The 26,871-nt window shown below is 63.9% G+C and carries 24 protein-coding genes, 1 tRNA gene and 2 pseudogenes; 18 read left to right on the top strand and 9 right to left on the bottom strand.

All coding sequences use genetic code 11. The features are described 5' to 3' along the window. Positions 1-6: 6 nt before the first annotated feature. The gene (locus ABIC09_RS32165; RefSeq protein WP_354111798.1) at positions 7-1,218 is read right to left on the bottom strand and encodes a cytochrome c; all 1,212 of its coding nucleotides are present in this window, start codon (positions 1,216-1,218) and stop codon (positions 7-9) included. Between the two features lie 281 nt (positions 1,219-1,499). Here ABIC09_RS32165 and ABIC09_RS32160 point away from each other — a divergent pair, with 281 nt between their 5' ends. The 9 genes and pseudogenes from ABIC09_RS32160 (at position 1,500) to ABIC09_RS32120 (ending at position 14,575) form a co-directional block, all read left to right on the top strand. After that, a complete protein-coding gene (locus ABIC09_RS32160) occupies positions 1,500-4,991 on the top strand; it encodes an indolepyruvate ferredoxin oxidoreductase family protein (protein ID WP_354111797.1) in 3,492 nt (1,163 codons plus the stop codon). A gap of 380 nt (positions 4,992-5,371) precedes the next feature. Further along, a complete protein-coding gene (locus ABIC09_RS32155) occupies positions 5,372-6,529 on the top strand; it encodes a thiolase family protein (RefSeq protein ID WP_354111796.1) in 1,158 nt (385 codons plus the stop codon). Further along, positions 6,529-6,939 (top strand): Zn-ribbon domain-containing OB-fold protein, encoded by a 411-nt coding sequence (locus ABIC09_RS32150; RefSeq protein WP_354083728.1) that lies wholly within the window; start codon positions 6,529-6,531, stop codon positions 6,937-6,939. The genes ABIC09_RS32155 and ABIC09_RS32150 overlap by 1 nt, the downstream gene beginning before the upstream one ends. A 132-nt stretch (positions 6,940-7,071) precedes the next feature. Beyond that, complete coding sequence (locus ABIC09_RS32145; protein ID WP_354111795.1) at positions 7,072-7,932, top strand: MaoC family dehydratase; 861 nt, start codon at positions 7,072-7,074, stop codon at positions 7,930-7,932. A 168-nt stretch (positions 7,933-8,100) separates the two neighbouring features. Then, positions 8,101-8,979: an SDR family oxidoreductase gene (locus ABIC09_RS32140; RefSeq protein WP_354111794.1), complete on the top strand. Its 879-nt coding sequence runs from the start codon at positions 8,101-8,103 to the stop codon at positions 8,977-8,979. Positions 8,980-9,051: 72 nt separating this feature from the next. Next, on the top strand, positions 9,052-10,005 hold the full coding sequence (locus tag ABIC09_RS32135) for a dihydrodipicolinate synthase family protein (protein ID WP_354111793.1): 954 nt from the start codon (positions 9,052-9,054) through the stop codon (positions 10,003-10,005). A 4-nt stretch (positions 10,006-10,009) separates the two neighbouring features. Then, positions 10,010-10,804 (top strand): NUDIX hydrolase, encoded by a 795-nt coding sequence (locus ABIC09_RS32130; protein WP_354111792.1) that lies wholly within the window; start codon positions 10,010-10,012, stop codon positions 10,802-10,804. 78 nt (positions 10,805-10,882) lie between these two features. Then, positions 10,883-11,797: pseudogene (locus tag ABIC09_RS32125) on the top strand (DMT family transporter). A 90-nt stretch (positions 11,798-11,887) separates the two neighbouring features. After that, the gene (locus ABIC09_RS32120; RefSeq protein ID WP_354111791.1) at positions 11,888-14,575 is read left to right on the top strand and encodes a PAS domain S-box protein; all 2,688 of its coding nucleotides are present in this window, start codon (positions 11,888-11,890) and stop codon (positions 14,573-14,575) included. Between the two features lie 8 nt (positions 14,576-14,583). Here the strand turns inward: ABIC09_RS32120 and ABIC09_RS32115 are convergent, their stop codons facing one another. Further along, positions 14,584-14,934 carry a GrlR family regulatory protein gene (locus ABIC09_RS32115; RefSeq protein WP_354036594.1) on the bottom strand — a complete coding sequence of 117 codons (351 nt, stop codon included), beginning with the start codon at positions 14,932-14,934 and terminating at the stop codon, positions 14,584-14,586. A 262-nt stretch (positions 14,935-15,196) separates the two neighbouring features. On the opposite strand from ABIC09_RS32115, the gene ABIC09_RS32110 reads away from it, so the two are divergent. Further along, positions 15,197-15,694: a hypothetical protein gene (locus tag ABIC09_RS32110; RefSeq protein ID WP_148750386.1), complete on the top strand. Its 498-nt coding sequence runs from the start codon at positions 15,197-15,199 to the stop codon at positions 15,692-15,694. Positions 15,695-15,744: 50 nt separating this feature from the next. Here ABIC09_RS32110 and ABIC09_RS32105 read toward each other — a convergent pair whose 3' ends face one another. After that, the gene (locus ABIC09_RS32105; protein ID WP_354111790.1) at positions 15,745-16,131 is read right to left on the bottom strand and encodes a VOC family protein; all 387 of its coding nucleotides are present in this window, start codon (positions 16,129-16,131) and stop codon (positions 15,745-15,747) included. Between the two features lie 152 nt (positions 16,132-16,283). Between ABIC09_RS32105 and ABIC09_RS32100 the strand changes: the two genes are divergently transcribed. From ABIC09_RS32100 to ABIC09_RS32090, 3 genes are all read left to right on the top strand, one after another. Next, complete coding sequence (locus ABIC09_RS32100; RefSeq protein WP_354111789.1) at positions 16,284-16,841, top strand: hypothetical protein; 558 nt, start codon at positions 16,284-16,286, stop codon at positions 16,839-16,841. 163 nt (positions 16,842-17,004) lie between these two features. Further along, positions 17,005-17,520, top strand: coding sequence for a hypothetical protein (locus tag ABIC09_RS32095; RefSeq protein WP_354111788.1), 516 nt, complete (start codon positions 17,005-17,007; stop codon positions 17,518-17,520). Positions 17,521-17,677: 157 nt separating this feature from the next. Then, positions 17,678-17,754, top strand: a tRNA-Arg gene (locus tag ABIC09_RS32090). A gap of 166 nt (positions 17,755-17,920) precedes the next feature. Here the strand turns inward: ABIC09_RS32090 and ABIC09_RS32085 are convergent. Continuing rightward, a complete protein-coding gene (locus ABIC09_RS32085) occupies positions 17,921-18,886 on the bottom strand; it encodes an AraC family transcriptional regulator (protein ID WP_354111787.1) in 966 nt (321 codons plus the stop codon). 226 nt (positions 18,887-19,112) lie between these two features. Continuing rightward, positions 19,113-19,382: a hypothetical protein gene (locus tag ABIC09_RS32080; protein ID WP_354111786.1), complete on the bottom strand. Its 270-nt coding sequence runs from the start codon at positions 19,380-19,382 to the stop codon at positions 19,113-19,115. A 96-nt stretch (positions 19,383-19,478) separates the two neighbouring features. Here ABIC09_RS32080 and ABIC09_RS32075 point away from each other — a divergent pair. After that, positions 19,479-19,619, top strand: a pseudogene (locus tag ABIC09_RS32075) (host attachment protein); the annotation flags it as partial. A 33-nt stretch (positions 19,620-19,652) separates the two neighbouring features. Here the strand turns inward: ABIC09_RS32075 and ABIC09_RS32070 are convergent. Then, positions 19,653-19,916, bottom strand: a complete 264-nt coding sequence (locus ABIC09_RS32070) for a hypothetical protein (protein WP_354111785.1) — start codon at positions 19,914-19,916, stop codon at positions 19,653-19,655. A gap of 308 nt (positions 19,917-20,224) precedes the next feature. Here ABIC09_RS32070 and ABIC09_RS32065 point away from each other — a divergent pair, with 308 nt between their 5' ends. The 3 genes from ABIC09_RS32065 (at position 20,225) to ABIC09_RS32055 (ending at position 22,472) form a co-directional block, all read left to right on the top strand. Continuing rightward, positions 20,225-20,671 carry a hypothetical protein gene (locus tag ABIC09_RS32065; protein WP_148750393.1) on the top strand — a complete coding sequence of 149 codons (447 nt, stop codon included), beginning with the start codon at positions 20,225-20,227 and terminating at the stop codon, positions 20,669-20,671. Positions 20,672-20,760: 89 nt separating this feature from the next. Beyond that, on the top strand, positions 20,761-21,639 hold the full coding sequence (locus ABIC09_RS32060; RefSeq protein WP_354111784.1) for a DMT family transporter: 879 nt from the start codon (positions 20,761-20,763) through the stop codon (positions 21,637-21,639). Positions 21,640-21,728: 89 nt separating this feature from the next. Next, a complete protein-coding gene (locus ABIC09_RS32055; RefSeq protein ID WP_354111783.1) occupies positions 21,729-22,472 on the top strand; it encodes a hypothetical protein in 744 nt (247 codons plus the stop codon). Between the two features lie 53 nt (positions 22,473-22,525). Here the strand turns inward: ABIC09_RS32055 and ABIC09_RS32050 are convergent, their stop codons facing one another. Both ABIC09_RS32050 and ABIC09_RS32045 read right to left on the bottom strand, forming a co-directional pair. Then, positions 22,526-22,822, bottom strand: coding sequence for a histone (locus ABIC09_RS32050; RefSeq protein WP_354111782.1), 297 nt, complete (start codon positions 22,820-22,822; stop codon positions 22,526-22,528). 206 nt (positions 22,823-23,028) lie between these two features. Further along, positions 23,029-23,688 (bottom strand): peroxiredoxin, encoded by a 660-nt coding sequence (locus ABIC09_RS32045; RefSeq protein WP_129272345.1) that lies wholly within the window; start codon positions 23,686-23,688, stop codon positions 23,029-23,031. Positions 23,689-24,080: 392 nt separating this feature from the next. Between ABIC09_RS32045 and ABIC09_RS32040 the strand changes: the two genes are divergently transcribed. Beyond that, positions 24,081-24,659: a hypothetical protein gene (locus ABIC09_RS32040; protein WP_354111781.1), complete on the top strand. Its 579-nt coding sequence runs from the start codon at positions 24,081-24,083 to the stop codon at positions 24,657-24,659. Positions 24,660-24,717: 58 nt separating this feature from the next. Here the strand turns inward: ABIC09_RS32040 and ABIC09_RS32035 are convergent, their stop codons facing one another. Further along, positions 24,718-26,574 (bottom strand): alkaline phosphatase family protein, encoded by a 1,857-nt coding sequence (locus tag ABIC09_RS32035; protein WP_354111780.1) that lies wholly within the window; start codon positions 26,572-26,574, stop codon positions 24,718-24,720. Between the last annotated feature and the right edge of the window lie 297 nt (positions 26,575-26,871).

Below are 26,871 nucleotides of genomic sequence, written 5' to 3'. Positions count from 1 at the left end.
GGAGAGCTACGGCCCCTGTCCGCGTGCCTTGGCCACTTGTGCGGGCGTCACCAGCGGGCCGGCATTGCCCCAGGAATTGCGGATGTAGTTCGTCACCGCCGCGATCTCGTCGTCGGACAATTGCCTGGCGTAGCCTGGCATCTCGCCGGTGTTCGGCGCCCGCGGCGTTGTCACGGTGTGGGCGCCGTCGAGGATGATGCGCAGGGTGGAGGACGGGTTGATCGATTGCAGCAGCGCATTGCCCGGCAGCGGCGGGTAGATGCGCGGCGCGCCGGAGCCGTCGGCTTCATGGCAGGCGATGCAGAGTTTTGCGTAGACGGCCTGGCCGGCGTTCATCTCGGCCTCGTCTGGCGGCGTCACCTTCGGCTCGCGCCGTACCGGCGGCAGGTCCTTCAAATAAACGGCGATCGCACGCACATCGGCATCGCTCATCTTCGAGGTCGAATTGACGATCACTTCCGCCATCGGCCCGTCGGCGTGGCTCCTCGCGTTGCGGCCGCTCTGCAGATATTCGGTGATGTCGTCCGCACTCCACGATTGCAGGCCGGTGCGGGCGGCGCCATCGAGGCGCGGCGCGTACCAGCCGCCGAGCTCGCTGCCCGCCAGCGCCTGCGCGGTCTTGTCCGCGCCAAAATAGTTCTTCGGCGTGTGGCAGGCGCCGCAATGGCCAAGCCCGGTGACGAGATAGCCGCCCCTGTTCCACACAGCGCTCTTGCTCTGGTCGGGTTCGAACAGGCCGGGTGTGAAGAACAGCAAATTCCAGGCCCGCATCAAGCCGCGATAGCCGAACGGCCAGCGCAGCTCCGGCGGCTTGTTGCGGCTGGCGACCGGCGCGAGGGTGCCGAGATAGGCCCGGATCGCCAGCGTATCGTCCTTGGTCATCCGGGTGAAGTAGGGGTAGGGGAAGGCCGGGTAGTAAAGCGAGCCGTCCGGCGCGATGCCGTAGCGCACGGCGCGGGTGAAATCGGCATCCTGCCAGGCGCCGATCCCGGTGTCGCGGTCCGGCGTCAGGTTCGGCGCATAGATCGCGCCGAAAGGCGTATCGATACGCTTGCCGCCGGCGAACGGTTTGGCGGGATCGGCGGTATGACAGCCGGCGCAGTTGCCGGCCTCGACCAATGTCTTGCCGTAGGCGATCAGCTCGGGCGATGGCTCAGCGGCAACGGCTGCACCCGCAACCGCACTGCACAAGACCAGGCCAACCAGAATCCTCCGCATCGTCGACCCTTCTTGCTGCGACTCATCAGCCCATTCGCATCATACGGGCGGCACGTCGTTTCGCGACGCCGGGCCATGGTGACACAAACTGAAAATCGCCATGCCTTTCCGGCCACGAAATTGCGTTTTTTTCCCGTCGTCGCCGAAGGCCCAGATTTGTGATGCGCCGCGTCAAATATCCGACATAGAGTGGCGGCGGTGGTCGGCGCGCCCTAGCTAAAAACGACGGGCAGGCAACGGCTTAATGAGCAAGGCCTGAGCAGGGCGGCAAAGAGGACAACATGGGCATCAACCAGGGTCCGATCAGTCTCGATCAAAAATACACCCAGGACACCGGCCATATCTTCACGACGGGCATCCAGGCGCTGGTCCGCCTGCCCATGGCTCAAATCCGCCGCGACCGTGCCGCTGGCCTCAACACCGCGGGCTTCATCTCCGGCTACCGCGGCTCGCCGCTCGGCGGCTACGACCAGCAGCTCTTCGCGGCGCGAAAGCATCTCGAGCAGTACAACATCAAGTTCCAGCCCGGCGTGAACGAAGATCTGGCGGCCACCGCCGTCTGGGGCTCGCAGCAGCTCAACCTCTCGCCCGGTGCCAAATACGACGGTGTCGTCGGCATCTGGTACGGCAAGGGCCCCGGCGTCGATCGCAGCGGCGACGTGTTTCGCCACGGCAACGCGGCCGGCTCCGCCAAGAACGGCGGCGTGCTGTGCCTCGCCGGCGACGACCATGGCGCAAAATCCTCCACCGTCCCGCATCAGTCCGACCACGCCTTCATCTCGGCGCTGATGCCGTATCTCTATCCCTCGAGCATCCACGAGATGATCGAGATGGGCCTGCTCGGTATCGCGATGTCGCGCTATTCGGGCTGCTGGGTCGGCATGAAGGTGATCACCGAGACGGTGGAGACCACCGCCGAGATCGACCTCACCGACGAGATGAAGCCTTTCATCATCCCACCCGATTTCGAGCTGCCGCCCGGCGGGCTCAATCTGCGCTGGCCCGACGACCGTTTCGAGCAGGACCGGCGCCTGCAGGATTACAAGGGCTTTGCCGCGATCGCCTTTGCGCGCGCCAACAAGGTCAACCGCGTCACCATGGATTCGCCGAACGCCCGCTTCGGCATCATGGCCTCGGGCAAGAGCTACGAGGACGTCCGCCAGGCGCTGCGAGAGCTCGGGATTACCGAGCAGGTCGCCGCCAGGATCGGTCTTCGCCTCTACAAGATCGGCATGCCCTGGCCGCTGGAGCCGGAAGGCGTGCGGCAATTCGCGGTCGGGCTCGAGGAGATCTTCATCGTCGAGGAACGGCGCGAGATCGTCGAGAACCAGGTCAAGCAGGAGCTGTTCAACTGGCGCGATGACGTCCGTCCGCGCATCGTCGGCAAGATGGACGAGCACGACAAGCGCTTCCTGACCTTCTCGGCCGAGCTCAGCGTCGCCTCGCTTGCGACCTCGCTCACCGAACGTCTCCTTCGACTTAATCTCAATCCTGAAATCGCGGAGATGCTCCGCGCCAAGGCCGACTGGTTCAATGGCCGCCAGGCCACCCAGATGCAGGCGACAGCGCCTGTCTCCCGCACTCCCTACTTCTGCTCCGGCTGTCCCCACAACACATCGACGAAAGTCCCCGAAGGCAGCCGCGCGCTGGCCGGCATCGGCTGCCACTTCATGGCGCTGTGGATGGACCGCTCGACCGAGACCTTTACGCATATGGGCGGCGAGGGCGTGCCGTGGGTCGGCATCGCGCCCTTCACTAACGAGAACCACATTTTCGCCAACCTCGGCGACGGCACCTATTTCCACTCGGGCCTTCTCGCCATCCGGCAGGCGGTCGCCTCCAAGACCAACATCACCTACAAGATCCTCTATAACGACGCCGTCGCCATGACCGGCGGCCAGCGTCATGACGGCGATCTCTCGCCGCAGCAGATCACCTTCCAGCTCCATGCCGAGGGCATTCGCGAGATCTATCTGGTCTCGGAAGCGCCCGACACTTATCCGGCCGACACCATCGCACCCGGCGTGAAGAAGTATCACCGCGACGAGCTCGACAACGTCATGAAGATGTGCCGGGACTACAAAGGCACCTCGGCCATCGTCTTCGTGCAGACCTGCGCGGCCGAGAAGCGCCGCCGCCGCAAGCGCGGCCTGATGGAGGATCCCGCGCGCCGCGTCATGATCAACCCGGCCGTGTGCGAGGGCTGCGGCGACTGCTCGGTGCAGTCGAACTGCATCTCGGTCGAGCCGCTGGAGACCGAGTTCGGCCGCAAGCGCGCCATCAACCAGTCGTCCTGCAACAAGGACTATTCATGCCTCAAGGGGTTCTGCCCGTCCTTCGTCACCATCGATGGCGGCGCGCCGCGCCACCGTGCGCCGGCCGAGCTCGCTGACATCGGCGCGCTGCCGGAGCCGGCCTCGCGCCCGACGCTCGACAAGCCCTACAACATCGCGGTCGGCGGCGTCGGCGGCACCGGCGTGCTCACCATCGGCGCACTGCTCGGCATGGCCGCGCATATCGAGGGCAAGGCCTCGATGATCCTCGACATGTCCGGCCTCGCGCAGAAGGGCGGCGCGGTGCTCAGCCACGTCCGCCTGTCGGATCATCCGGCGGAGGTGACGTGCTCGCGCATCGTCACCGGCACCGCCGATGTCGTGCTCGCCGCCGACGAGGTGGTCGCGGTCGCCAAGGACACGATCTCGCTCTGCGACACCACCCGCACCCGCGGAATCATCAACAGCCACGTCATCCCGACTGCCGATTTCGTCCTCAACCGCGACTTCAACTTCCAGACCCGCAAGCTGAACGGACTTTTGGAAACGGCGCTACACAAGGACTCCGTCTTCTTCGACTTCACCAAGCCGGCCGAGCAGCTGCTGGGTGACAGCATCGCCACCAACATGATGATGATGGGCTTTGCCTATCAGAAGGGCCTGCTGCCGCTGTCGGCGGAGGCGATCGAGCAGGCGATCGAGGTCAACGGCGTCTCGATCAAGATGAACAAGGAAGCCTTCCGCCTCGGCCGCCTCGCGGTCGCGGACCCCGCGCGCCTCGCCGAGATGCTGAAGGGGACGGACGAGGTTGCGGCACCCAAGACGTTGGATGCCATGACGCTGGACGAGGTCATCGCGCATCGCGCCAAGCATCTCGCCGCCTACCAGAACGGCCGCCTGGCCAAGCGCTATCGCAAGCTGGTCGATCAGGTCAGTGACGCTGCCAAGCAGGGCGGCTACGACGAGGCGCTACCGCGTGCGGTCGCGATCAACTACGCAAAGCTGCTCGCCTACAAGGACGAGTACGAGGTCGCGCGGCTCTTCACCGATGGCGCCTTCGAAAAACAGCTCCGCGACCAGTTCGAGGGCGACTTCAAGTTCAGCTTCAACCTGGCCCCGCCGATCCTCAGCCGCGGCGTCGATGCGCTCGGCCGCCCGAAGAAGCGTGCCTTCGGCCCGTGGATGCTGAAGGCATTCCGCGTGCTGGCAAAATTCAAGTTCCTGCGCGGCACGGCGCTCGACATCTTCGGCCGCAGCGCCGACCGCAAGCTCGAGCGCGATTTGATCACGGGCTACGAGAAGGACGTCGCCACCGTGCTCGGCCTGCTGTCGCCGCTCACGATCGACACCGCGGTCGAGCTGTTGTCACTGCCGGACCGCATCCGCGGCTACGGTCCGGTGAAGGAGAAGGCGGTGGCGGACGCCAAGGCCCGCTACGCCCAGCTCGCCGCGGATTTGGCGAGCCCGCCGCCGGCGCCGAGGCAGATCGCGGCGGAGTAGGGGCTTCGTAGGGTGGGCAAAGGCGCAAAGCGCCGTGCCCACCATCTCACCAACATTGCGGTCTGAAGAGGTGGGCACCTTCGCTTTGCCCACCCTACGATTTCCTGTTTGAAATCAACCACCGTTCTACTGTGCATGGGGTTGTTTTCGACCAATATGGTTGTTCCGATAAAAAGAAAATCGCTTGTGCCGTCGGGCAAAACACCTTTAGGGTTTTGACTGTGGTGTCCGTCATTGCGAGCGCAGCTCCGCGCCCGTTGCCACCTCACTTGCGCCAACCCGCTACCCTCTCGCCCGACGGAATATTTCCGCGCTTGCCAATCCGCCCAGTGCGGTTCAGAAAAACGAAGCAACAAGAAACGCGAGCGGAGACCTCTGTTTTGACCATTAAGGGCAAGGCCTACATTGCCGGGATCTACGAACACCCGACCCGGCATGCGCCGGACAAATCCACTGCCCAGCTTCACGCCGAGGTCGCGAAGGGCGCGATCGAGGATGCCGGGCTCAGTAAGGACGATGTCGACGGCTATTTCTGCGCGGGCGACGCGCCCGGCGGCGCCTGGCCGATGGTCGATTATCTCGGCCTCAACACCAAGAAGCTCCGCCACGTCGACTCGACCGAGACCGGCGGCTGTTCCTACATCATCCATCTCGGCCACGCGGCTGAGGCGATCGCGGCGGGCAAGTGCTCGATCGCGCTGATCACGCTGGCTGGCAAGCCGCGCACTGGCGTGATGCCGCCGCGCGCGGCCGGCGCGGAAGCCGATTTCGAGTCCGCTTACGGCGCGACCACGCACAATGCCTATGGCATGTGTGCCATGCGTCATATGCACGACTATGGCACCACCTCGGAGCAGCTCGCCTGGATCAAGGTCGCGGCCTCGCATCATGCGCAATACAATCCGCACGCGATGCTCAAGGACGTCGTCACCGTCGAGGACGTGCTGAACTCGCCGATGATCTCCGATCCCTTGCATCGCATGGATTGCTGCGTCGTCTCCGACGGCGGCGGCGCGCTGATCGTGACGACGCCGGAGATCGCCAAGAGCCTGAAGAAGCCGCTGGTCAAGCTGATCGGTCATGGCGAGGCGATGAAGGGTCCGCGCGGCGGCAAGGATCTTGATCTCACCTACTCCGCCGGCATCTGGTCCGGTCCGCGCGCGTTCGAGGAAGCCAGCATCACGCCGAAGGACATCAAATACGCTTCCATCTACGACAGCTTCACCATCACGGTGCTGATGCAGCTCGAGGACCTCGGCTTCTGCAAGAAGGGCGAGGGCGGCAAGTTCGTCGCCGACGGCAATCTGATCTCGGGCGTCGGCAAGCTGCCGTTCAACACCGACGGCGGCGGCCTCTGCAGCAACCATCCCGTCAACCGCGGCGGCATGACCAAGATCATCGAGGCCGTCCGGCAGTTGCGCGGCGAGGCGCATCCGAAAGTGCAGGTCAAGAATTGCGATCTCGCCATCGCCCACGGCACCGGCGGCCTTTTGGGCGTTCGCCACGCCGCCTCGACCGCCATTCTGGAGCGCGTGTGATGGTAGATGCAAAAAAATATCCGGCCCCGGTCACGAACCCCGAGACCGCGGCGTTCTGGGACGCGGCCAGCCGCGGCAAGTTCATGATCAAGCGCTGCACGGCCTGCGGCGAAGCGCATTACTTCCCGCGCTCGATCTGCCCGTTCTGCTATTCCGACAAGACGGTGTGGGAAGAGGCCTCGGGCGAAGGCACGATCTACACCTGGAGCCTGATGCGGAAGTCGCCGACCGGTCCATATGCGATCGGTTACGTCACGCTGAAGGAGGGCCCGTCGGTGCAGACAAATTTTGTCGACTGCGATCTTGAGAAGCTGAAGATCGGCCAGAAGGTGAAGGTGGTGTTCAAGCCGACCGACGGCGCCCCGCTGCCGTTCTTCACGCCGGCCCAGCTAGCACGGTCCTCATCCTGAGGAGCTTGCGAAGCAAGCGTCTCGAAGGATGGCCACGACAAAGAAGCGTTTCGGGCATCCTCATGGTTCGAGACGGCGCAAGAGCGCCTCCTCACCATGAGGATGAGAAACCACCGGGAGGAAACCAACAAAATGTCCGCCAGATACGAAGAACTCAAAGGCCTGAAAAACATCGGCCAGAAATATGGCTACAGCGATCGCGAGGTCATGCTCTACGCTTACGGCATCGGGCTCGGCGCTGATCCCATGGACGAGAACGAGCTCGCCTTCGTCAACGAAGGCACGCTCACGCCGCGGCCGTTGAAGGTGGTGCCGACCTTCGCTTCCGTCGCCGCGTGGGGCGCGGGGCCGGGCGAAATGAATCTCAACCGCGTCATGGTGGTCGACGGCGAGCGCGACATCACCTTCCACCAGCCGCTGCCGGTCGCCGCCAACATCACCGCCGATTCCTCCGTGGTCGAGGTCTACGATAAGGGCAAGGACAAGGGTGTCGTGATCAGCCACCAGACCGTGCTGAAGAACGAGAAGGGCGAGAAGCTCGCCACGCTGGTTGCCTCGCGCTTCGCCCGCGGCGACGGTGGCTTCGGCGGTCCGAACCTGACCCAGCCAGATCCGCACAGGATTCCCTCGCGCGCGCCCGACAAGACCATCGACATCGTCACGCGCCCTGACCAGGCGCTGATCTATCGCCTCTGCGGCGACCGCAATCCGCTGCATTCTGATCCGGAGTTTGCGAAGAAGGCCGGCTTCCCGCGTCCGATCCTGCACGGCATGTGCACCTACGGCATCACCTGCCGCGGCGTGCTGCAGACCTATGCCGACTACGACGCCAGCGCGTTCCGCCAGCACGTCGCGCGGTTCTCCTCGCCGGTCTATCCCGGCGAGACCGTGACCATGGAGCTCTGGAAGGACGGCAACACGATCTCGTTCGAAGCCAAGGTGAAGTCGCGTGGCGTCACCGTGATCAAGAACGGCAAGACAGTCTTAGGTTAGGGGGGCTCTCATGCCCCGGACGCAGCGCAGCGCTCCTTCAGCGGTGCGCTGCTGAGCCGGGGCCCAGAGCCGCCCAAGGAAGAAGAACTGGGTCCCGGCGCTGCGAAACAGCGTTTCACGCTGCATCGCGTCCGGGACACAAAACAACAAAAGCAGGGAGAAGCCACCATGGGACTACTCGACGGCAAGGTTGCGCTGGTCACCGGCGCGGGCGGGGGGCTCGGTGAAGCCTATGCAAAGCTGTTCGCGCGGGAAGGAGCCTCGATCGTCGTCAACGACCTCGGCGGGCCCCGCGACGGCTCCGGCGCCGACAAGTCGATGGCGCAGCTCGTGGTGGACGCGATCAAGGCGGAGGGCGGCAAGGCGGTCGCGAATGGTGCCGACATCTCGACCATTGAAGGCGGCCAGTCGGTGTTCGACGACGCCATCAAGCACTTCGGCCGCGCCGACATCCTCGTCAACAATGCCGGCATCTTGCGCGACCAGACCTTTGCCAAGGCTAGCGAGTCCGACTGGGACAAGGTCATCAAGGTGCATCTGAAGGGCACCTTCTGTTGCACCATGCCGGTGTTTCGCTGGATGCGGGAAAATGGTGGTGGTGTCATCGTCAACACCTCCTCGACCTCGGGATTGATCGGTAATTTCGGCCAGAGCAATTACGGCGCGGCCAAGGGCGGCATCTGGGGCCTGTCCAATGTGCTGGCGATCGAGGGCCGGAAGTACAACATCCGGGTCTGGACGCTGGCCCCGGGCGCGCTGACCCGCATGACCGCAGACCTGCCCCGCTATAAGGAGAACCCCGGCGCGGCGCTGGGGCCGGACGGCATCGCGCCGGCCGTGCTATACATGGTCAGCGATTTGTCGGGCGACCAGACCGGCAAAGTGCTGGGCGTGTCCGGGCCCCGCGGCGTGCGCGAAATGCGGATGATGGAAATGGAAGGCTGGAAACCGCCGCACTCGGGCTGGAACGCCCAGGACATCGCCGATCATGCCAAGGAGATCTTCTTCTCCGAGGAGCAGATCAAGATGGGTGCGCGGCGGTTTTAGCCACACTGTCATTCCGGGCCTGTCCCTTCGGGCCATCCCGGAATGACGAATAGAGAGAGACAAGGTAAGACGATGAAACTGACCGCCGACGCCAAGGGCACCTTCGCAATCGCGCCGACGCCGTTCCACGATGACGGAAGGATCGACGAGCGCTCGATCGACCGCCTGACCGATTTCTACGAGGAGGTCGGCTGCGACGGCGTCACGGTGTTGGGCATTTTGGGTGAGGCGCCGAAGCTCGATGCGGCCGAGGCCGAGCAGGTGGCGGTGCGCTTCGTCAAGCGCGCCAAGACAATGCAGGTGATCGTCGGCGTCTCCGCGCCGGGCTTTGCCACCATGCGCTCGCTGGCGAAGGCCTCGATGGACGCAGGCGCCGCCGGCGTCATGATCGCGCCGCCGCCCTCGCTCCGCACCGACGACCAGATCATCGGCTATTACAAGCAGGCGGCCGAGGCGATCGGTCCCGACGTGCCCTGGGTGCTCCAGGACTATCCGCTGACCTTGCAAGTGGTGTTCACGCCGGCCGTGATCCGCAAGATCGTCACCGACAATGCGAACTGTGTGATGCTCAAGCACGAGGACTGGCCGGGTCTCGAAAAGATCTCGACCCTGCGCAATTTCCAGAAGGACGGTTCGCTCCGTCCGCTCTCGATCCTCTGCGGCAATGGCGGTCTCTTTTTGGATTTCGAGATGGAGCGCGGCGCCGACGGCGCCATGACCGGCTACGCCTTCCCCGAGCTTCTGATCGACGTCGTGAACCTCTCCAAGGCCGGCAAGCGCGATGCCGCGCATGATCTGTTCGACGCGCATCTGCCGCTGATCCGCTACGAGCAGCAGCCGGGTGCCGGCCTTGCCGTGCGCAAGCACGTGCTGCAGAAGCGCGGCATCATCGCCTCCAGCGCCCAGCGCAAGCCCGGCGCGACCATCACGCCGGCGGCGAAGGCGGAGGTCGACTACCTGCTGTCGCGCGTCGCCCGCGTCGACAAGCGCGCCAATCTCGGCCCGCAATCGAGCGCCGCAGGTTAGTTGAATGCCCGAGACATCAGCATCGCGTCCCGCGTCGACGATCCTCCTGCTGCGCGACGCAGCAAAGGAAGTTGAGGTCTTCATGATGGTCCGCCATCATCAGATCGAGTTCAACTCGGGCGCGCTGGTGTTTCCCGGCGGCAGCGTCGATGCCGGCGACAACGAGATTGTCGCCCGCGCCGACCTTTATTCTGGCGGCGAGGGCCTGAGCGAATCCGATCGCGGCTTCCGTATCGCCGCGATCCGCGAGACGTTTGAGGAAAGCGGCATCCTGCTGGCGCGTTCGAAGGGCTCGAACACGCCCGTTGATGCCAGGCGCGCCGGCGAGATCGCCGATGCGCATCGCGTCGCGCTCAACGAGCACAAGATCAGTTTCATGAGCATCCTGGCCGACAATGGCCTCCAACTCGCGCTCGACACGCTGGTGCCGTACGCACACTGGATCACGCCGGAGAGCATGCCGAAGCGTTTCGACACCTGGTTTTTTCTTGCGGCAGCACCGCCCGACCAGCTCGGCGCGCATGACGGACGGGAGTCGACCGACTCGATCTGGGTCTCGCCGCGCGAGGCTGTCGAGGGCGGCGAGAGCGGCCGCTTCAAGCTGCCGTTCCCGACCACGCGCAACCTGATCCGGCTGGCCAAGCAAGGCAGCGTGAGCGCCGCGCTAGATCATGCCAAGGGCATGTCGATCGTCACGGTGATGCCGGTCATGACCAAGACCGAGAGCGGCCGCCAGCTCCGCATCCCCCGCGAGGCCGGCTATGACGGCGAGGTGTTCGAGGTCGGCGCGGTCGGCTGACACAGTTCGACGCACGACGAACTATAGCGCTCCCGGTCGCTGTATGTTCCGTCCACTGAAAGCTGGACGGAGCGCGCGATGGATAACCGGCAGGACGCCAACATTGCCGTCGAGCTGACGCTGCTGATCGCGCTCGCCACGCTCTGGGGCGGTTCCTACACCTTCATCAAACTCGGCGTCGCCACCATCCCGCCGGTCACGCTGATCGCCGCGCGCACCACGATCGCAGGCCTGCTGCTGCTCGTCGTCATGTGGGCGAGGGGCATCAGGATTCCCAGGGACGTCGCGACCTGGCAGCGCTTCGCGTTCCAGGCCGTGCTCAACAGCGTCATCCCCTGGACTCTGATTGCTTGGGGCGAGCGCCATGTCGATGCTGCGCTGGCTACCATCCTCAACTCGGCCGGCCCGATCTTCACTTTCCTTCTCACCGCGGTCGTCACCCGCCATGAGGCCACAACCCCGCGAAAACTGTTCGGCGTGGTGGCCGGCATGGCCGGCATCCTGCTGATCGTCGGCGTCGATGCGCTCCACGACATCGGCAGCGGCCTCGTCGCGGAAGCCGCGATCGTTGCCGCCACCATCTGCTACGCTTGCGCTGCGATCTTCGGCCGGAGCTTCAAGGGCCTCGATCCCTTGGCGCCCGCGGCCGGCTCGCTGCTGGCGGGCGCGGCCGTGCTGATCCCGGCCTCGCTCGTGCTCGAAGCGCCCTGGGCACTATCGCCCTCGCTGAGCTCGGTCCTGGCGCTGCTCGCGCTGGCGGTGTTTTCGACTGCAGCGGCGTTCGCCATTTACTTCCGCCTGATCCAGACCCTCGGCTCGGTCGGAACCACCGCCCAGGCCTATCTCCGTGTCCCGATCGGGGTCGCCATCAGCGTCGCCTTCCTGGAGGAAACCCTGAGCCAGACCGCCTGAATTGGCTTGGCCTGCGTCGTCCTCGGCGTTGCCGCCATGACGGTCCCGGCTCGGCGCCCGGCTGTTGCTAAACCATCATGAAAAACAACTGCTTCCCAATGTCGGAGGCATGTTCCCCCGGAGCCGCGATACAGCGTATATTAGGGGTGTATGGAGTCCGGTTCCGCCCCAATGCCCGTCGAAACGCCACCGAATCTGCCGCCGAATCGATCGTTTTCGCTGTCGATCGGTCAGATGACGTTCGGCAGCTTCATTCTGGTGCTGGCGGTAATCATCGTCACCTCGACCGCCAGCGTGATCGCGATCCGGCATATCGACGCCACCTTCGCCGAGCTGCAGCGGCTGCAAAGCGTCGGCGATCTGGCGGAAGACATCGACCGCCGCATGAACGACCTGCGGCTCGCCGCGCGTGACTTCGTCACCGATCCCGGTGCCGGCATCCAGTTCAAGCAGGTGGGCGAGGCCGCCTCGACCCTGAGCGACATCCTCAAGAAGACCCGTATCGATCTTGCCCCTGAACAGCAGGACATGATCGACGGCGTCTCCGAGCGGCTTGCGACTTATCGCAGCGGGCTGGAGCGGATCTCGACCCTGATCGATCGCCGTGCGCAGTTGCTCGCCGGGCTGCCGCCGCTGCGCGACCAGTTCGATGCGGCGGTCTCCGAAAGCGGAGACCGCGATCTCGCCGCCCGCCTGTCGGAGGCGCAGAGCCGGATCGCGCTCGGGCTGCTCGCACGCAACCCGTCCGCTGCCGAACAGGCCGCGCAGGGCATGCTGGCGATGGACATCGCAGATAGCAGGCTGAAGGCGGCCGTGAACAATTACGCCGATGCCCTCGTCGCGGTCGCTGTCCGCGAACGGCAGATCGCCGATATCGACCGCGAGGTGCTGGGAACCGAGGGCCGGCTGATCGGCCGCGTCACCGAATTGCTCCGTGACGTCAGCGACCGCCGCGGCCACGTGCTGTCGCGCGATTTCGCCCGGACGCTTGCGGAGGCGCGCTGGCAGAGCATCGTGCTCGGCAGCATGGGTGTGTTGATCGGCATACTCGCCGCGGGCTTCGTGGTGCGCCGGACGGTGCGTCCGCTGGCCCAGATCGCGCGCTCCATTCGTGCCCTTGCGGCGGGCGAGAAGAATACGTCGATCCCGTCGGCCGATCTCAACAACGAGATCGGCGACATCGCACGCGCGGCAGAGGTGTTCCGTCGCGCGTTGGAAGAAGCCGACACCGCACGAGAGGCAGCCGTGCGAGCGCTCACCGAGCAGCGGCTGGCCGAGGAAAGCTATCGCAAACTGTTCGAGGGTTCGGTCGACGGCATCTACGTGACGACGCCGTCCGGCGACCTACTCAACGCCAATCCGGCGCTGGCGCGGATGATGGGCTATGACAGTCCGCAGCACCTGATCGACAGCATCAACGATATCGCCCACACCATCTACGTCGATCCCGAGGCGCGCGTCGAGTATCAGCGGCTGATGCACCGCGACGGCATGGTGCGTGAGTTCGAGTATCAGGTGCGCCAGCGCAGCGGCAACATCCTCTGGCTTTCCGACAGCGCAACCGGGGTGCGGGACGAGCAGGGCAGGATCGTCCGCTACGAGGGCACGCTGCGCGACATCACCGACCAGAAGCGGGCGGAAGACGCCATCGCCGAAGGCCGCCGCCTGCTCCAGCAGGTCATCGACACCGTGCCGGCCGTCATCAACGTCAAGGACCGCGACCTGCGTTACGTGCTGATGAACCGCTACATGGCCGGCATCTTCGGCATCGAGCCGGGCGATGCGCTCGGTCGCACCACCGCGGACCTGATGTCGCGCTATGGCGCGGCCAAGACCGACGAGAACGACAAGCGCGTGCTCAGTTTCCGCAAAGGTCTCGGCTTCTACGAGGAGGAGTACAAGGATTCCTCCGGCAACATGCGGCAATGGCTGGTCAACAAGCTGCCGCTGCTTGATGCCGAGGGCGAGATCGAGCGGATCGTCACCGTGGCGCTCGACATCGGTGAGCGCAAGCGTGGCGAGCAGGAGATGCGGAAGGCGAAGGACGCCGCCGAGACCGCGCTGCGCAATCTGCGCGAGACGCAGGCCTCGCTGATCGAGGCGGAGAAGCTCGCGGCCCTCGGTCGCCTGGTCGCCGGCGTCGCGCACGAGGTCAACAATCCCGTCGGCATCAGCCTCACGGTTGCCTCTGCGCTGGAACGCAAGACCGCGATCTTCAGCGCCGAGGTCGAGCGCGGCGAGCTTCGCCGCTCGACACTGAACGACTATCTCAACACCAGCCGCGACGCGTCCTCGCAGCTCGTCTCCAATCTCAACCGCGCAGCCGAGCTGATCCAGTCGTTCAAGCAGGTCGCGGCCGACCGCAACTATTCAGACCAGCGCACGTTCGATCTCGCCGACCTCACCGAGCAGGTGGTGATGAGCCTGCGCCCGGGCCTGCGCAAGCAGAACCTGACGCTCAACGTCGAGTGCCAGCCCAACCTCACCATGAACAGCTATCCCGGCCCGTACGGCCAGGTGCTGACGAATCTGTTCCTGAATTCGGTGGCGCACGCCTTTCCGGACGGACGTCCGGGGATCATCGACATTCGGGTGCGCGAGTCCGGCAAGGACAATGTCGAGATCATCGTCGCCGACAATGGCTGCGGCATGTCGCTCGACGTGCGTCGCCGCGCCTTCGATCCGTTCTTCACGACGCGGCGCGACCAGGGTGGCACCGGTCTCGGATTGCACATCGTCTACAGCATCGTGACGAACCGGCTCGGCGGGCGGCTCGACCTCGATTCCGAGACGGGCGAGGGGACCCGCATTCAGATAATCCTGCCGCGCACAGCACCGCTCGAGCAGGCTGCGGAATAGTCGGCGGCCTAATCGATATCGGCGAGCTTGTGCAGGGTGGCGCCAAAGATCTGGCTGGCCTTTCCGACGAGAGCGGTGCCCGTCATATCACCCCGCGTATCGGTGAAGGTGCCGCTGACGCCAATGCCGACTGCCGTTGGGCCGCCGAACAGAGGATTGTCGTCGCCGCGCGGGGAGGTGTGCCGTTGCACCAGCACCTCGCCCTTGAAGGTGTTGTCCTTCACCTTGTAGCTGCCGGTGTAATAGAGATAGGCATCGCCGCCAAGAATCTGGCCGTCGCGGAAAAGAATCACGCCGCTGCCCTTGCCGACTCGACCGTCGAGCAGGGTCACGTGAATCGAATAGAGGCCGTTCTTCATAACGTCCCGTCGGCCGGCCGCCATCGCCCAATGGCGTAACCAGTGAAGCTTTTATGCCAAAGCGCAACCCCTCGCGCAACGCGGCAGTTTTGCCGGCGGTGGTGTCCCGTGCCGGCACGCGAACCGTAATTGTCCCAGCTTGTGTGTGACGCGGTTATGACGGTCTCATCCTACAGCGAGGCCAGTCGTTGCGAATCAGAGTTGGCCCGCGAAATGCATAACCATCGTTGCACTGGCCGCGGGGTGCTGGAGCAAGACGAACGTGAGCAACTGGATCGATTCCGGCGGCGATGAGCCGCATTTGTACAGTGCGCGTCCCACGAATTGCGAAACACAACGACGGCGGATCGGCCGTCCCACACGGTGGCGAAGCGCGGCAAGTCTTGCTTGCGCGCTGGCGCTGATCGCGCTGGTTGCTCCGATTGGGCACGCACGCGATCGCGGCCAGTTTGTCAACACCAGTACAGAGCTGAAAGCCTGGTTCGACGGCTTGCGCAGCGGCAAGGGGCCATGCTGCTCCGATGCCGACGGTTCCGCGATCTCGGACTCCGATTGGGAGAGCAAGGACGGGCACTATCGTGTCCGCATCCCGCGCCTCGGCTACGTGATCGAGGGCCGGGAGCAAGAGCTCGTCTGGGTCGACGTGCCTGAGGAGGCCGTGATCTCGGAGCCCAACCGGGTCGGACGCACCATGGTCTGGCCGATCTACGGCTACATGGGCGTCACGATCCGCTGCTTTATGCCAGGTAGCATGACTTAGCCGGGCGCTCGCGCACCCGGCTTATCCTCGATCTCAGATGCGGCGCTGCGTCAGGTATACTTCTTGTCGCGCTCGAGCAGCTCGATGGAGATGCCTTCGGGGCCGCGGATGAAGCAGATGCGGACGCCAGACCGGATCGTGGTCGGCTCGCGGGTGAATGTCACGCCCTTGGCCTTGATCTCGGCGGCGACGGCATCGATGTCCTTCACCGTGAGCCCGAAATGGTCGAGGCCCTGATGGGGGTGCGGGGGCGGCGGGTTGACGGCGCTCTCGCCCTCCAGCGGCGCGATGAAGATCCTTGCGCCGCCCAGGTTCACGTCGATGCGTCCCGGCGCGCGCACGATTTCGCCGCCGAGGATATCGCGCAGCCACGCCGCGGTCGTTTCCGGATCGGGGCTGCGCAGATGGATGTGATCCCAGGTGACGACGACTGGCATTTCAATTCCTCCCGATAGGGCCTTCGCGGTGTTGCAGGGCATGTTAGCGATCCCGATCGATGATCGCTACCGTGGCTCCTATCCGAGATTCGCGCGGTTGTTGGAACCTTAGTTCGCTTCACGGATTGAGGAAGGAGGCGAGTGACGCACCCATGAACGCAGGGTTTGGCCGGATCGGACGGGGAAGCTTCGCTGGCAATGGCGAGGACCCGCCGCGGCGCCGGCCCCCAACTAGTATCTGGCTCAAGCGAGGCCTGTTGTGGCTGCTGGCTATGCTCGTGGTTGGCGGTGCCGTCTGGCTGCTGATGCCGCCCTCCGAAGGCAATGTCGCGCAATCCGAGCCTACGAAATTGGCGCTGGCAAGCATCGATCCAGCCCCCCCGACAACCGCCTCAGATACCTCCACTGCGGAGGCGGCCGGGCTCGACCGGATGACGATCTCATCGCAGACCTGGCGGCGCGGCGGGCTCGGCTCGAAGGCACTTGTTACGTTTACCGTGCGAAATGACAATGAGTATGCCGTAAGAGATGTCGAGATCGTCTGCGCCTTCATGCGGCGCGACGGCAGCCATCTGACCGACCGCAGCCGTGTGCTGGCCGATATTGTCGGCATGAAGAGTCGCAAGACCTTTGCGCGCGTCCCCGTCGGATTCGTCAACGTGAACGCCGATCAGGCGAAGTGCTCGCTGGTGACGGCGCGGCGCGCCTAAAGGGCCTCCACATTCCGCTAGCGGAAAAGTTACCGTCCTTGCCCCTTGGTGGAAAAACTTGGCGTTGCCATTTGAACCGAACGGCTGGGCCCAGGAACCAATTAAAGGATCGCCTGTTAAGGCGGTTAGTCCACGCGGGGATGCGGGGGGCGGAGCGCGGCCAATGCCCATCTTTCGCTATTTCATGTTCGTCGGTGGAGCTCTGCTCGCCCTGTTGTTCGTGGCTGATTTCGTTTGGCCGACGTCGCCGGTTGCGCAGGTCGTTGCGGGTGTAAGCTACGATCAGCCGTTGATCCGGATCCGGTCCGATCGCCATCCGCCCGAACGCGTCGTGCTCGACACCAGCCAGCCGACCGTTGCCGCGCCGGTGACGAAGACGGCTGCCGTCGCGGCACCTCAGCCGACCGCGCAGGCGGACGTATTGGCTGAAATGTCGGCAAAGACGCGGGTGCGCGAGACCTTTGCTCAGTTCACGCCGAAGGGCGACGTGGCGGCGGCCAGGAAGGTCGACGCCAAGCCGCAGGGTCAGGTGGCTCAGACGACCCAGGCTCAGCAAGTTCAGGTCCCAGCCCAGCGCAAGCGCAAGGTGGCCCGGGCGCGTCCGGCGCCTCAGCGTGGTCAGCCGATGATGCTGGTCGCACAGCAGCCGCATTTCGGTCTTTTCAACACGACCTGGTAACAGCGCGCCTCTGTCCTGCCTCGATAAAGGCGGGGAGGGCTTTTTATTGTTCGACCTCTCTGCTAATTCGTACCGATCCGAGCGTCGCAGATCAGCTGGCCTCCCAGCCTATGTCCGCGACGCTTCGGTTTGTGGCCCAATACGCGGGGCCATCAGGGCGCTCGTAGCTCAGCTGGATAGAGCATCGGATTTCGATTCCGAGGGTCGGAGGTTCGAATCCTTCCGAGCGCGCCATTTGTCAAATGTCCAGACCGTGGCCAGATCCTTCAGCGCTTCGCTCCGCAAGCCTCGCCCCGGGTTTGGCGGCGCATTGCTCGGACTGGCCAACGCGACTCGAAGGATCGCATTCCGCAGCAGCCTCACGCGCAAGCCGGGCAGGCACTGCGCAGTGCGGTTGTGATCAGTTGGCCGGAAGACCGGTTTGCCGGGCCCGCGTCAGAGTGTCCGAGGGCGCTTCGTGGAAGGTCGCCCGGTACGCTGCGGCAAACTCGCCGAGGTGATGAAAGCCCTGGGCGCGCGCGCACGAGGCGACCGACGCACCACCGCTCCTGAGAAGCTGCGTGCGGGTGGCCCATAGCCGCTTCAGGCGGATGTATTGATGCAGGCTCATGCCGCGCACCTTGGCCACCGCACCGCCGAGGGTCCGGATCGAGACGCCGAACTCACCAGCAAGCTCGGCGGTATAGATCGGGGAGGTCGGATAAGCAGCGACGTAATCGTCGATCCGCTGCACGAGCCTGGCAGATCGCGCGCCCGCATTCGGGGCGCTACGCTCCGACAGCGGATTCGTTCGAAACAGGTCATCGAAGGCGAGCAGCAGCCCCTCCTGGAGATGGGCGGCGGCTTCCGTGGTCTCGAACATCTGCGGCGCGACCGATGCGGTCCTGAGGATGTCTTGCACAAGCTGCCGCGCGTAGAGATGAGCGGCGGGGTCTGCGATGCGAACCCGCAATGCGTCGGCCCGATCGAACCATCCGCGATCCCTGAGCGTGGGCGAGAACATGATCAGCGCATGATGATTGATCTGGGGCTCGACGAAGTGGCAGTCATGGTAGCCACGCAGGGCAATGAAGAAGCGCGAGTCGATATCCATTCCGCTCGAGCTGGCGCGCAGATCATCGCTCATCGGCAGGATCACCATGCCGCCCGGCGCGCGGTAGGCGGTGTCAAGGATACGCGCAAACGATCTCGCGACGATAATCCTGCATGCCGGCAGGTTCACGATCGCCCGCGCGGCTGCGAAATTGGCAACGTCGAGCGGAATGCTCCGGGCGTCTTCCAGCGACTCAGCCGGTCGAAACGCGTCGACGTCGGTAAACCGGGTCAGCTGGAGCGCGGAGGACGGGGCGAGAGCGTCGAAGAACATGCGTCTGGCCGGATGCTGCAATGTGACAATAAAATGAACGTCGGTACATGGCCATCAATGGCGAAACACGACGATTCAGTAAACAGGATTCAGTGCCGTAATATTGCGGACATCATGCCACGAGGGGCTATCGGGTCGATGTCACCGTCAACGGTCTCGGCTCATCGGCTGACCGGTAGTGAGGTCTTTTCGCAAAAGTGAAGGGGCCCCGAGGGCCCCTTCAATCTTACCAGCGGCGATAGCGGGGGCCATAATAACGCGGTCCGTAATAGCGGGGACCGTAATAGCGCGGCGGCCCATAATATCCGGGGCCGTAGCCGTAGACGTTCGGCTGCCACCAGCAGCGTCCCCAGGCGTTGCAGACCATGCGGACCTGCTCGACGTCGGAGACCTGCGGCGTCGTAGGTGCAGGCGCAACGGGCATGGCCAATGCCGACGATGATGCCGCGATGGCACCGAACAGGGACGCGGCGACGAGGCCGATCTTAAGCTTCATGATGTCTTTCTCCACTTACGCAATACAGAATATCGAAGTTGTTCTGATCAAATTGTGGCAGCAGCCTCGCTGAACGGCACGACACCGCGCTCAGCGTCGCGTGCGCTGGGCATGATCCGCACCGACTATTCGGATACGGTGCGCAGGGCGCTCGGAGGCAAGGTCGGCAAGGACCTCGTCAAGCTGCCGGTCTATGAGATCGAGAAGCAGGCGCTGCTGTCGGGGGCCGCCAAGTAGGCCGGCCGCCACAAGACGCCGCCGCGGCACCCCTCAGTAGCAGGGGTGCCGCCGGCCATCCTGGCCGACATAGGCGGCCGCACTCTGATAGCAGTGGTTGGTCGACGGGCCATCGTAAAAGGCGAAGGTGCCGGGGGTGATACCCGGGCCGTAATTGTGCAGATAGCTGATCTGGTAGGGCAGTGGGTTGGCGTAATAGCGATGGTACCGGTGGTGTCCCCGTGCCTCCGCAAGGCCAGGGGCTAGGATTGCGGCCGACAGGGCAGCAACCGCGGCTACAAGCTTCAACTTGCTCATCTCGATTCTCCGGAACCCGCGCGACTAAGTCTGCCATCATCTATAGCCGTTTCGGGTTGCCGGGGCACCCGTCCCAGGCCCGGAAATCGGGGCAAATCCAGCAGATTCCCCGGTGGGTGTGACAGAATTGCCGGAACTGGGCTCGAAGCCTGCCCATTTTTGGCCTTTTGGGGATGCTTAACGAATTCCCCACACAAGTATGGCCAAAGAGAATTCGGATTAAGATTCCTTCCGCCGGCGTCCTGGGGTTTTCCTTGGGGGCTCTTCGAGGCCGGTTCATTCCTGCAAGGTTTCGTCGTCACGCCGCCATGCGCATCACGCTCCTCAGCCTGCTGTTGCTCTTCGTCGCTGCTGCCACGCCAGCGCGCGCCGAGCTGCATATCACCCGTGACCATGGCGGTTACGTCGAGGAGTACAAGGTCAGGTACAAGCGCGTTCGCGACAAGGGCGAGCGGGTCATCATCGACGGCATCTGCAACTCAGCCTGCACGCTGGTGCTCGGCATCGTGCCGATGAACAAGATCTGCGTGACGCCGCGCGCAAGCCTCGGCTTCCACCAGGCGTACTACGACAAGGCCTTCACCTTCGGCATGAAGATCACCAGTGCGGAAGGGACGTCCGACCTGATGTCGTACTATCCTGATACGGTGAAGGACTGGATCCGCCGCAACGGCGGACTCACCACCGACATGAAGAAGATCAAGAACGGTGTCGAGCTCTGGAAGATCATCGATCCCTGTCCGGAAGAATGGTGATCGGCTGATCTGAGCCGTCGTCTTCCTCGCAGCGCAGCATCCGAAATTCGCATTGCCGCACCGCCCCCGCTCGGGCAATGAGGACGGCAATGAATCATAATCAAGATCATTTGGCCGCGCGGGCGGCACCGGTGCTGTTCGTGCTGCTCTGGAGCACCGGCTTCATCGGCACCAAGTACGTCATCAACAATGCCGATCCATTGACCTACCTCGCCATCCGCATGGCGGTGGTGGTCGGCTTGATGACGATCATTGCAGGCGTTGCCCGTCCGAAATGGCCCGATCGCATCGGCATCGCGCACAGCGCGGTCGCCGGCATTCTCGTCCACGGCTTCTATCTCGGCGGCACCGCGATTGCGATCGCCCATTCGATTCCGGCGGGACTCTCAGCGCTCATTCCGGGCCTGCAGCCGATCCTGACCTCGACCATCGCCAACCGCTGGCTCGGCGAGAAGGTGACGCCGGTGCAATGGGGCGGACTGCTGCTCGGTCTTGGCGGCGTGGCGCTGATCCTGCACAACCGCCCCATGACCGGCGAGGCCGGGCTCGGCTGGCTCGCTTCGGTGGTCTCGCTGATCAGCATCACGCTCGGCACGCTCTATCAGCGCCGCTATTGCAACCACATCGACTGGCGCGCCGGCAACCTCGTCCAGTATGTGGCCGTCACGATCTTCTTCACGGTCGGCGCCTTCCTGTTCGAAGATCGTGTCGTGCACTGGACGCAGGAGTTCGTGCTCGCGCTCGGCTGGCTTGCGGTCGCCCTCTCGATCGGATCGATAGGCCTTTTGTACTGGCTGATCCGCCACGCCGCTGCGACGTCGGTTGCGAGCCTGTTCTACCTCGTGCCGGCCGTCACGGCGCTGATGGCCTATCTGCTGTTCGGCGAGAAGCTCGATGCGCCGGCGATCGCCGGCATGGCGATGTGCGCGGCCGCGGTATTCGTGGTCAACCGGCGCTTCGGCTCGTAGGCGCCGCTGCCGGAATACATCCCTGACGTGCAGGCCGCGTTCGTGCTAGGCTTGCCGCATTTCAGTTTCCCTTTCACGCGGTGATTTCCATGAAGAAGGCGAAGCGCGCGCTGCTCGGCAGATCCCTGAAGCCGGTTCGGATTGCCTGCATCAACTACGCCAGGGAGTCGATCAACGACCGTGAGATGAGCCAGCTCACCGCGGCGCTCCAGAAGTGTTACGACAAGCATTTCCTGCCGGTGTGGGGCTATCCGGTCGACCTCTATGTCACGCGCAAGCCGAAGGCCACCGACTGGCAACTGGTCTATTTCGACGATGCCTTGCACAAGAACATGCTCGGGCGCCATGAGCTGACCCATCGCGGCCAGCCGATCTCGAAGATCTTCGTCAAGGCACTGGGTGAGGAGCCGATCAGTGTGGCGGCGTCGCACGAGCTGTTCGAGATGGTGCTCGACCCCATGGCCAATCTCTGGGCTGAAAAGAATCCGAACACCCAATATGCCTATGAGGTCTGCGACGCCGTGGAGGAGGATTCCTTCGACGTCGACGGCTTGCCGATGTCGAACTTCGTCTATCCGTCCTGGTTCGAGCCATTCAAGCATCCCCGCGGCACCGAGTTCGACCACAAGGGAACGCTGAAGGCGCCGTTCTCGATGACCGAGGGTGGCTATGTCATCAAGAAGGTCAACGGGAGGAAGGTGATCAAGGCGTTCGGCTCACCCGCAAAGCGGCGGCGCTTCAACGCCGAAGACCGGCGCGGCCATCGCAGCGAATTTCGCGATCCGAAGGGAAAGCACCATCCGGGCCGGCGCGCGTCGAAGCGGAGAGGGTAGGGCCTGTAGAGGAGACGTCTCCGGGCGCGCCCGCACCCGGAGACGCGCTGCGATCAGCGCTTGGCCTTCTTTTTCTTCTTCGCCGTTTTCTTCGCGGTTTTCTTGGCCGTTTTCTTGGCTGCTTTCCTGGCCGTCTTCTTCACGGACTTCTTGGCTGCCTTTTTCGACGACTTCTTGGCGGCCTTTTTGGCCTTCTTCTTGGAAGCCTTCTTCGGCGCGACTTTCTTCGCAACCTTCTTGGCGGCCTTCTTCACCTTCTTCGCGGCGGTGACTGCGGCGTCCTTGGTCACGTCCACGGCGCTGGTGATCGTCTCCATCGCCTGCTCGGTGATTGGCTTATCGTCGTCCATATCGTGTCCCCCACGGTTCGCATGGAGCGATGACGATAGCGGGTTTCACAATAGTGTCAAAGCAACGCTCAACGTTTGCGGAAGCGGCGAGCGCGCGCTCGCGTCCCTTGGCATGATCGAGGATCGGTTGCTGGGGCGCGGTGGTGACCGCGGTCTCGTCGACCGCGGGTCTATTGGTGGCGGATCGTGTGACCGGATAACGGTCCTTATTTCGGCTGCGGCACGATCCGGATGTAGGGCTTCGGTTCCTTCCAGCCCTGCGGGTAGATGGTCTTGGCCTCGTCGTTGGAGACCGAGCCCGCAATGATGACGTCCTCGCCCTGCGACCAGTCGGCCGGCGTCGCGACGCGATGCTTCGCTGTGAGCTGGAGCGAGTCGATCACGCGCAGGATTTCCTGAAAATTCCGGCCCGTGGTCATCGGATAGACCAGCACCAGCTTGATCTTCTTGTCCGGCCCGATGATGAAGACGTTGCGAACGGTCTGGTTGTCGGCCGGCGTGCGGGTGAGGGGATCGCCCGAGGTCGAGGCCGGCAGCATCTCGTAGAGCTTCGAGACATTGAAATCGGTGTCGCCGATCATCGGGTAGTTCGGGGCGGCGCCTTGCGTCTCCTTGATGTCCTCCGACCATTTCGAATGGCGGTCGACCGGATCGACCGAGAGGCCCATCAACTTGACGCCACGCTTGTCGAACTCCGGCTTCAACTTGGCGAGAGCGCCGAGCTCCGTCGTACAAACCGGCGTGAAGTCCTTCGGGTGCGAGAACAGCAGGGCCCAGCTGTTGCCGATCCAGTCGTGGAACTTGATCTTCCCTTCGGTGGTCTCGGCTTCGAAGTCGGGTGCGGTGGTGCCGATCGGAAGTGTCATGGTTCTACCTCATCGCATTGAATTTGCTTGGGAATTACTGTCTGGCCGTCAGCATCATTATAGGGCCTCGGCGAGGCCAAGTGAACGCCAAGTGAACCGCTTCAAGTAAAATGTGAATTCCTTCTCTGAAGAGCCGATCTCCTAGCATCTTTCTGTTACAGGGGCACCTGCGGCGAAGCATCTCGACCCGGGATGACGGGGCTGGATTGCCCCGATAAAGCCTTTTATGACCCGCATCACGCTCGCCCGACGCTCTCCGGAACCGAAACGGTCCTCATAGCGACTAATCGGCAACCATTGAGAAAAGTCGCGATCCCCATATCGAATCGTTAACCACCCCTTTACGCCCGCATGAAAATGCTGGTCGATCAGAAGAAATCTGGAAGTGAACTATGTCCGCCGCACTGCCCAAGTCCGTTGAGAAGTCCGTTGAGTCGCCGTCCCTCGAACCGTCCTGCCGCGATACCGCGGCCCATGCGCTCTCCATCGTGCGCGACGGCGTGATCACGGGCGAAGGCCCAACCACGAAGGGCCGGATGCACTTTTCCCGCTCGCTCGATGCCGATGACACCGCCTGGTGCGTCCGTATCCTGACCGCCACCGCCGTCAACGACCAGCCGGTCAGCCGCGCCGAAGCCGAGGCGCTGTTTGAGATCAACGAAGCCGCGACCGAGCGCACCGATGGTGGCCGGTTCGACGATCTGCTTGCCAAGGCCGTGGCCCATTACGCCGCGAGCGCCTCCGGCCTGAAGGTGCCGCCGCGCAACGTCGCGCTGGTGCAGGACATCGAGAGCTGGGCACCGGCCTATGCCTCGAAGGTCAACAGCGAGATGCTGGAGTGGATCGCCGGCCAGATGCGCGGCAAGCGTCACAACAACCGTCGCCTGATGGCGATGGTGGCGACCTTCCTGGGCGCCACCGCCTTGCCTCTGGCGGGCCAATTGCCGAACGTGTTCGACATTGGAATGTAAGAACTAAGGACCAAGACATTCCCGCGCCCCTTGCGAGACGCGAAAAAGAGGGGCGGGGTTATTTCCCCGCCGTTTTTTGTTTGCCGGCGTCCGGCTCGAGGCCGAGGGTGCGGCCGGGGAAGCCGGCGGCATCGAAATAGCGTTGGCTGCCGACGCGCTGGACGTTGAGCACGGTCTCGAGACCGTTCTCGGACTTCTTCTTCGACTTCTCCACTGCCTTGAACGCCTTCGGCACGATGCCGTTGGGCAGCGCCTCCGACATCACCCGGCCGACGAGGCCGCCGTTCTCCGAGCCGCGCAGGCCGAGGAGCTGAGCCGCAGTCATGCCGACGTCGGCATTGCTGACCGGCAGCTCGTCGACGAAGCCGGCTTTGAAGTCCGGACCGATCGCAGCCATGAAGTTGTAGGTGTCGCCACGGCTGAAGCTGCCGTGCATGCCCTGGCCCTGGCGCAGCACGGTGTCGGCCACCTGCACCGAGCAGTTGGTCGGCGCCTCGCCGCACTCGCTGGCATAGGAGCGGAAGTTGACCACGATCGCCGGCGTCGGCGTTGCCGCCTTGCCGCGCAGATTGATGCTCGACAGCGGCAGGGTGCCGGGGAAGCGACCGAGCTGGTCGTCGACGAACAGGCCGGAGACGTAGTCCTGCTCCATCAGCGCCTTGATGGTCTTGGCTGCCAGCTTCTTGTCCTTATTCGGCAGGTAGATCAGGTCCGAACCGCCATTGGTGGCGATGACGAGGTCGGGCTTGGTCGGATCCTTGCCGAGCACGCCGTTGCCGGCCTTCGGATGGGCGTTGCCGGTGACGGCGGCGTTCTTGTCGTTGGGGTCGAACAGCGGCAGGTCCAGCGCTTTCGCAAGGTCGATCGCCAGGAATCCCATCGGCAAAAAGTCCTTCGGCGTGTCGTCGTAGCTGAGCTTGGCCGAGGGGCTGGTCTTGCTCTCCTTGGAGATGGTCGAGAAGCCGTGGTCGGCCTGGATCATGATGTTGGTGTTGGCGGAAAGGCCAAGCTCGTCGAGTGCCTTGCGGATCTGGGCGAGGTTGTTGTCGGCGTTCTTGATACCAGCCATCGAGGTCGGCCCGTTGATGCCTGGCAGGATCTGGTTCAGGCTGTCGCCAGTGTTGTGCTGACTGCCATCGGGATCGCGCGACCAGAAAACGAGGACGAACGGCTTGTTGCGTGCCTTGAACATCGGCAGCAGCACCTTGGTGGCGACATCGGCGAAATAAGCCTGCTGTGCGACGTTGGCGACGGTGGTGCCGGGCGTCTTGGCATCGCCCGCCTTGGCATTGTCGCCGCGCGACGGCGCGGCGAGGGCAAGGCCGGCCTTGGTCAACGCCGCCTTCACCTCGTCCGACAGCGGTACGCCAATCTTGGTGCCGGTGGCGTCGTCGAACACGACCGAATGCAGGCCGGGCTTGTCGGGATGATCGGTGTGGTCCCACTGGTAGGTCGGACCGTGCTTGCCCAGCGCGGCGGTGCTGAAGCCCTTGTCGCGGGCCATCTTCAACACGGTCTCTTCGTTGAGATAGTCGCCCTTGAAATGCTCGTCGATGTCGCCGAGCACGGCGTCGTTCTCGATGAAGGGGACCACGGTGTCGCCGGCGGGCACCGAGGTGTAGTTGGTCCAGATCGTGTTGGAGAACACGCCGGTGTCGCCGAGATAATGGCCGGTCGACATCGCCGAGCCGTTGGCCATGGTGAAAGTCGGGAACAGCGAATGCGAGTTCTTGAAATTGACGCCCTTGTCGCGGACCTCGGCCATGGCCGGCGCGGTCTCGGGGGTGATCTTCAGTGCGCGCAGCCCGTCGGGAATGAACAGGATCAGGTTGCGGGGCGTGTTGTTCTGGGCGGAGACAAATCCGGTGGAAAGCACTGTCAGTCCGGCTGATAGCAACACCAGTGAACGGCGCATCAAAATCTCCTAGCGGTGAGGCGGCTTGGCCGCCGAACCGCGGCCCCCGGCAATCGTTTAGTTTTGCTGCGTGACGGTTTTGTTACAAGAGCGAAAGTACATGCAGAAGTGACGGGAAGGTGGCCACGCGTCCACGGATTTATCGTTGCTGGGTACGGACGCCGTCGTATCCCGGACGCGCTGCAATGCGTCGCATTGCTGCGCAGAGCCGGGACCCAGGAAGCGACACAGTGCGCTGCTGCATGGGCCCCGGCTCTGCAGCGCACCGCTGAAGGAGCGCTGCGCTGCGTCCGGGGC

Origin of the sequence: Bradyrhizobium sp. S3.12.5 (genome assembly GCF_040548225.1) — a bacterium.
Lineage (GTDB): Bacteria > Pseudomonadota > Alphaproteobacteria > Rhizobiales > Xanthobacteraceae > Bradyrhizobium > Bradyrhizobium cytisi.
The sequence above is the reverse complement of the archived record's forward strand: the minus strand, read 5'-3'. Positions and strand labels throughout refer to the sequence as shown.

What these genes read in the sequence shown, in the direction of transcription:
- ABIC09_RS32165 (WP_354111798.1), bottom strand. Translation starts at nt 1,218, where the DNA reads ATGCGGAGGATTCTGGTTGGCCTGGTCTTGTGCAGTGCGGTTGCGGGT.
- ABIC09_RS32160 (WP_354111797.1), top strand. Translation starts at nt 1,500, where the DNA reads ATGGGCATCAACCAGGGTCCGATCAGTCTCGATCAAAAATACACCCAG.
- ABIC09_RS32150 (WP_354083728.1), top strand. Translation starts at nt 6,529, where the DNA reads ATGGTAGATGCAAAAAAATATCCGGCCCCGGTCACGAACCCCGAGACC.
- ABIC09_RS32145 (WP_354111795.1), top strand. Translation starts at nt 7,072, where the DNA reads ATGTCCGCCAGATACGAAGAACTCAAAGGCCTGAAAAACATCGGCCAG.
- ABIC09_RS32140 (WP_354111794.1), top strand. Translation starts at nt 8,101, where the DNA reads ATGGGACTACTCGACGGCAAGGTTGCGCTGGTCACCGGCGCGGGCGGG.
- ABIC09_RS32135 (WP_354111793.1), top strand. Translation starts at nt 9,052, where the DNA reads ATGAAACTGACCGCCGACGCCAAGGGCACCTTCGCAATCGCGCCGACG.
- ABIC09_RS32130 (WP_354111792.1), top strand. Translation starts at nt 10,010, where the DNA reads ATGCCCGAGACATCAGCATCGCGTCCCGCGTCGACGATCCTCCTGCTG.
- ABIC09_RS32120 (WP_354111791.1), top strand. Translation starts at nt 11,888, where the DNA reads ATGCCCGTCGAAACGCCACCGAATCTGCCGCCGAATCGATCGTTTTCG.
- ABIC09_RS32115 (WP_354036594.1), bottom strand. Translation starts at nt 14,934, where the DNA reads ATGAAGAACGGCCTCTATTCGATTCACGTGACCCTGCTCGACGGTCGA.
- ABIC09_RS32105 (WP_354111790.1), bottom strand. Translation starts at nt 16,131, where the DNA reads ATGCCAGTCGTCGTCACCTGGGATCACATCCATCTGCGCAGCCCCGAT.
- ABIC09_RS32100 (WP_354111789.1), top strand. Translation starts at nt 16,284, where the DNA reads ATGAACGCAGGGTTTGGCCGGATCGGACGGGGAAGCTTCGCTGGCAAT.
- ABIC09_RS32095 (WP_354111788.1), top strand. Translation starts at nt 17,005, where the DNA reads ATGCCCATCTTTCGCTATTTCATGTTCGTCGGTGGAGCTCTGCTCGCC.
- ABIC09_RS32085 (WP_354111787.1), bottom strand. Translation starts at nt 18,886, where the DNA reads ATGTTCTTCGACGCTCTCGCCCCGTCCTCCGCGCTCCAGCTGACCCGG.
- ABIC09_RS32080 (WP_354111786.1), bottom strand. Translation starts at nt 19,382, where the DNA reads ATGAAGCTTAAGATCGGCCTCGTCGCCGCGTCCCTGTTCGGTGCCATC.
- ABIC09_RS32070 (WP_354111785.1), bottom strand. Translation starts at nt 19,916, where the DNA reads ATGAGCAAGTTGAAGCTTGTAGCCGCGGTTGCTGCCCTGTCGGCCGCA.
- ABIC09_RS32065 (WP_148750393.1), top strand. Translation starts at nt 20,225, where the DNA reads ATGCGCATCACGCTCCTCAGCCTGCTGTTGCTCTTCGTCGCTGCTGCC.
- ABIC09_RS32060 (WP_354111784.1), top strand. Translation starts at nt 20,761, where the DNA reads ATGAATCATAATCAAGATCATTTGGCCGCGCGGGCGGCACCGGTGCTG.
- ABIC09_RS32055 (WP_354111783.1), top strand. Translation starts at nt 21,729, where the DNA reads ATGAAGAAGGCGAAGCGCGCGCTGCTCGGCAGATCCCTGAAGCCGGTT.
- ABIC09_RS32050 (WP_354111782.1), bottom strand. Translation starts at nt 22,822, where the DNA reads ATGGACGACGATAAGCCAATCACCGAGCAGGCGATGGAGACGATCACC.
- ABIC09_RS32045 (WP_129272345.1), bottom strand. Translation starts at nt 23,688, where the DNA reads ATGACACTTCCGATCGGCACCACCGCACCCGACTTCGAAGCCGAGACC.
- ABIC09_RS32040 (WP_354111781.1), top strand. Translation starts at nt 24,081, where the DNA reads ATGTCCGCCGCACTGCCCAAGTCCGTTGAGAAGTCCGTTGAGTCGCCG.
- ABIC09_RS32035 (WP_354111780.1), bottom strand. Translation starts at nt 26,574, where the DNA reads ATGCGCCGTTCACTGGTGTTGCTATCAGCCGGACTGACAGTGCTTTCC.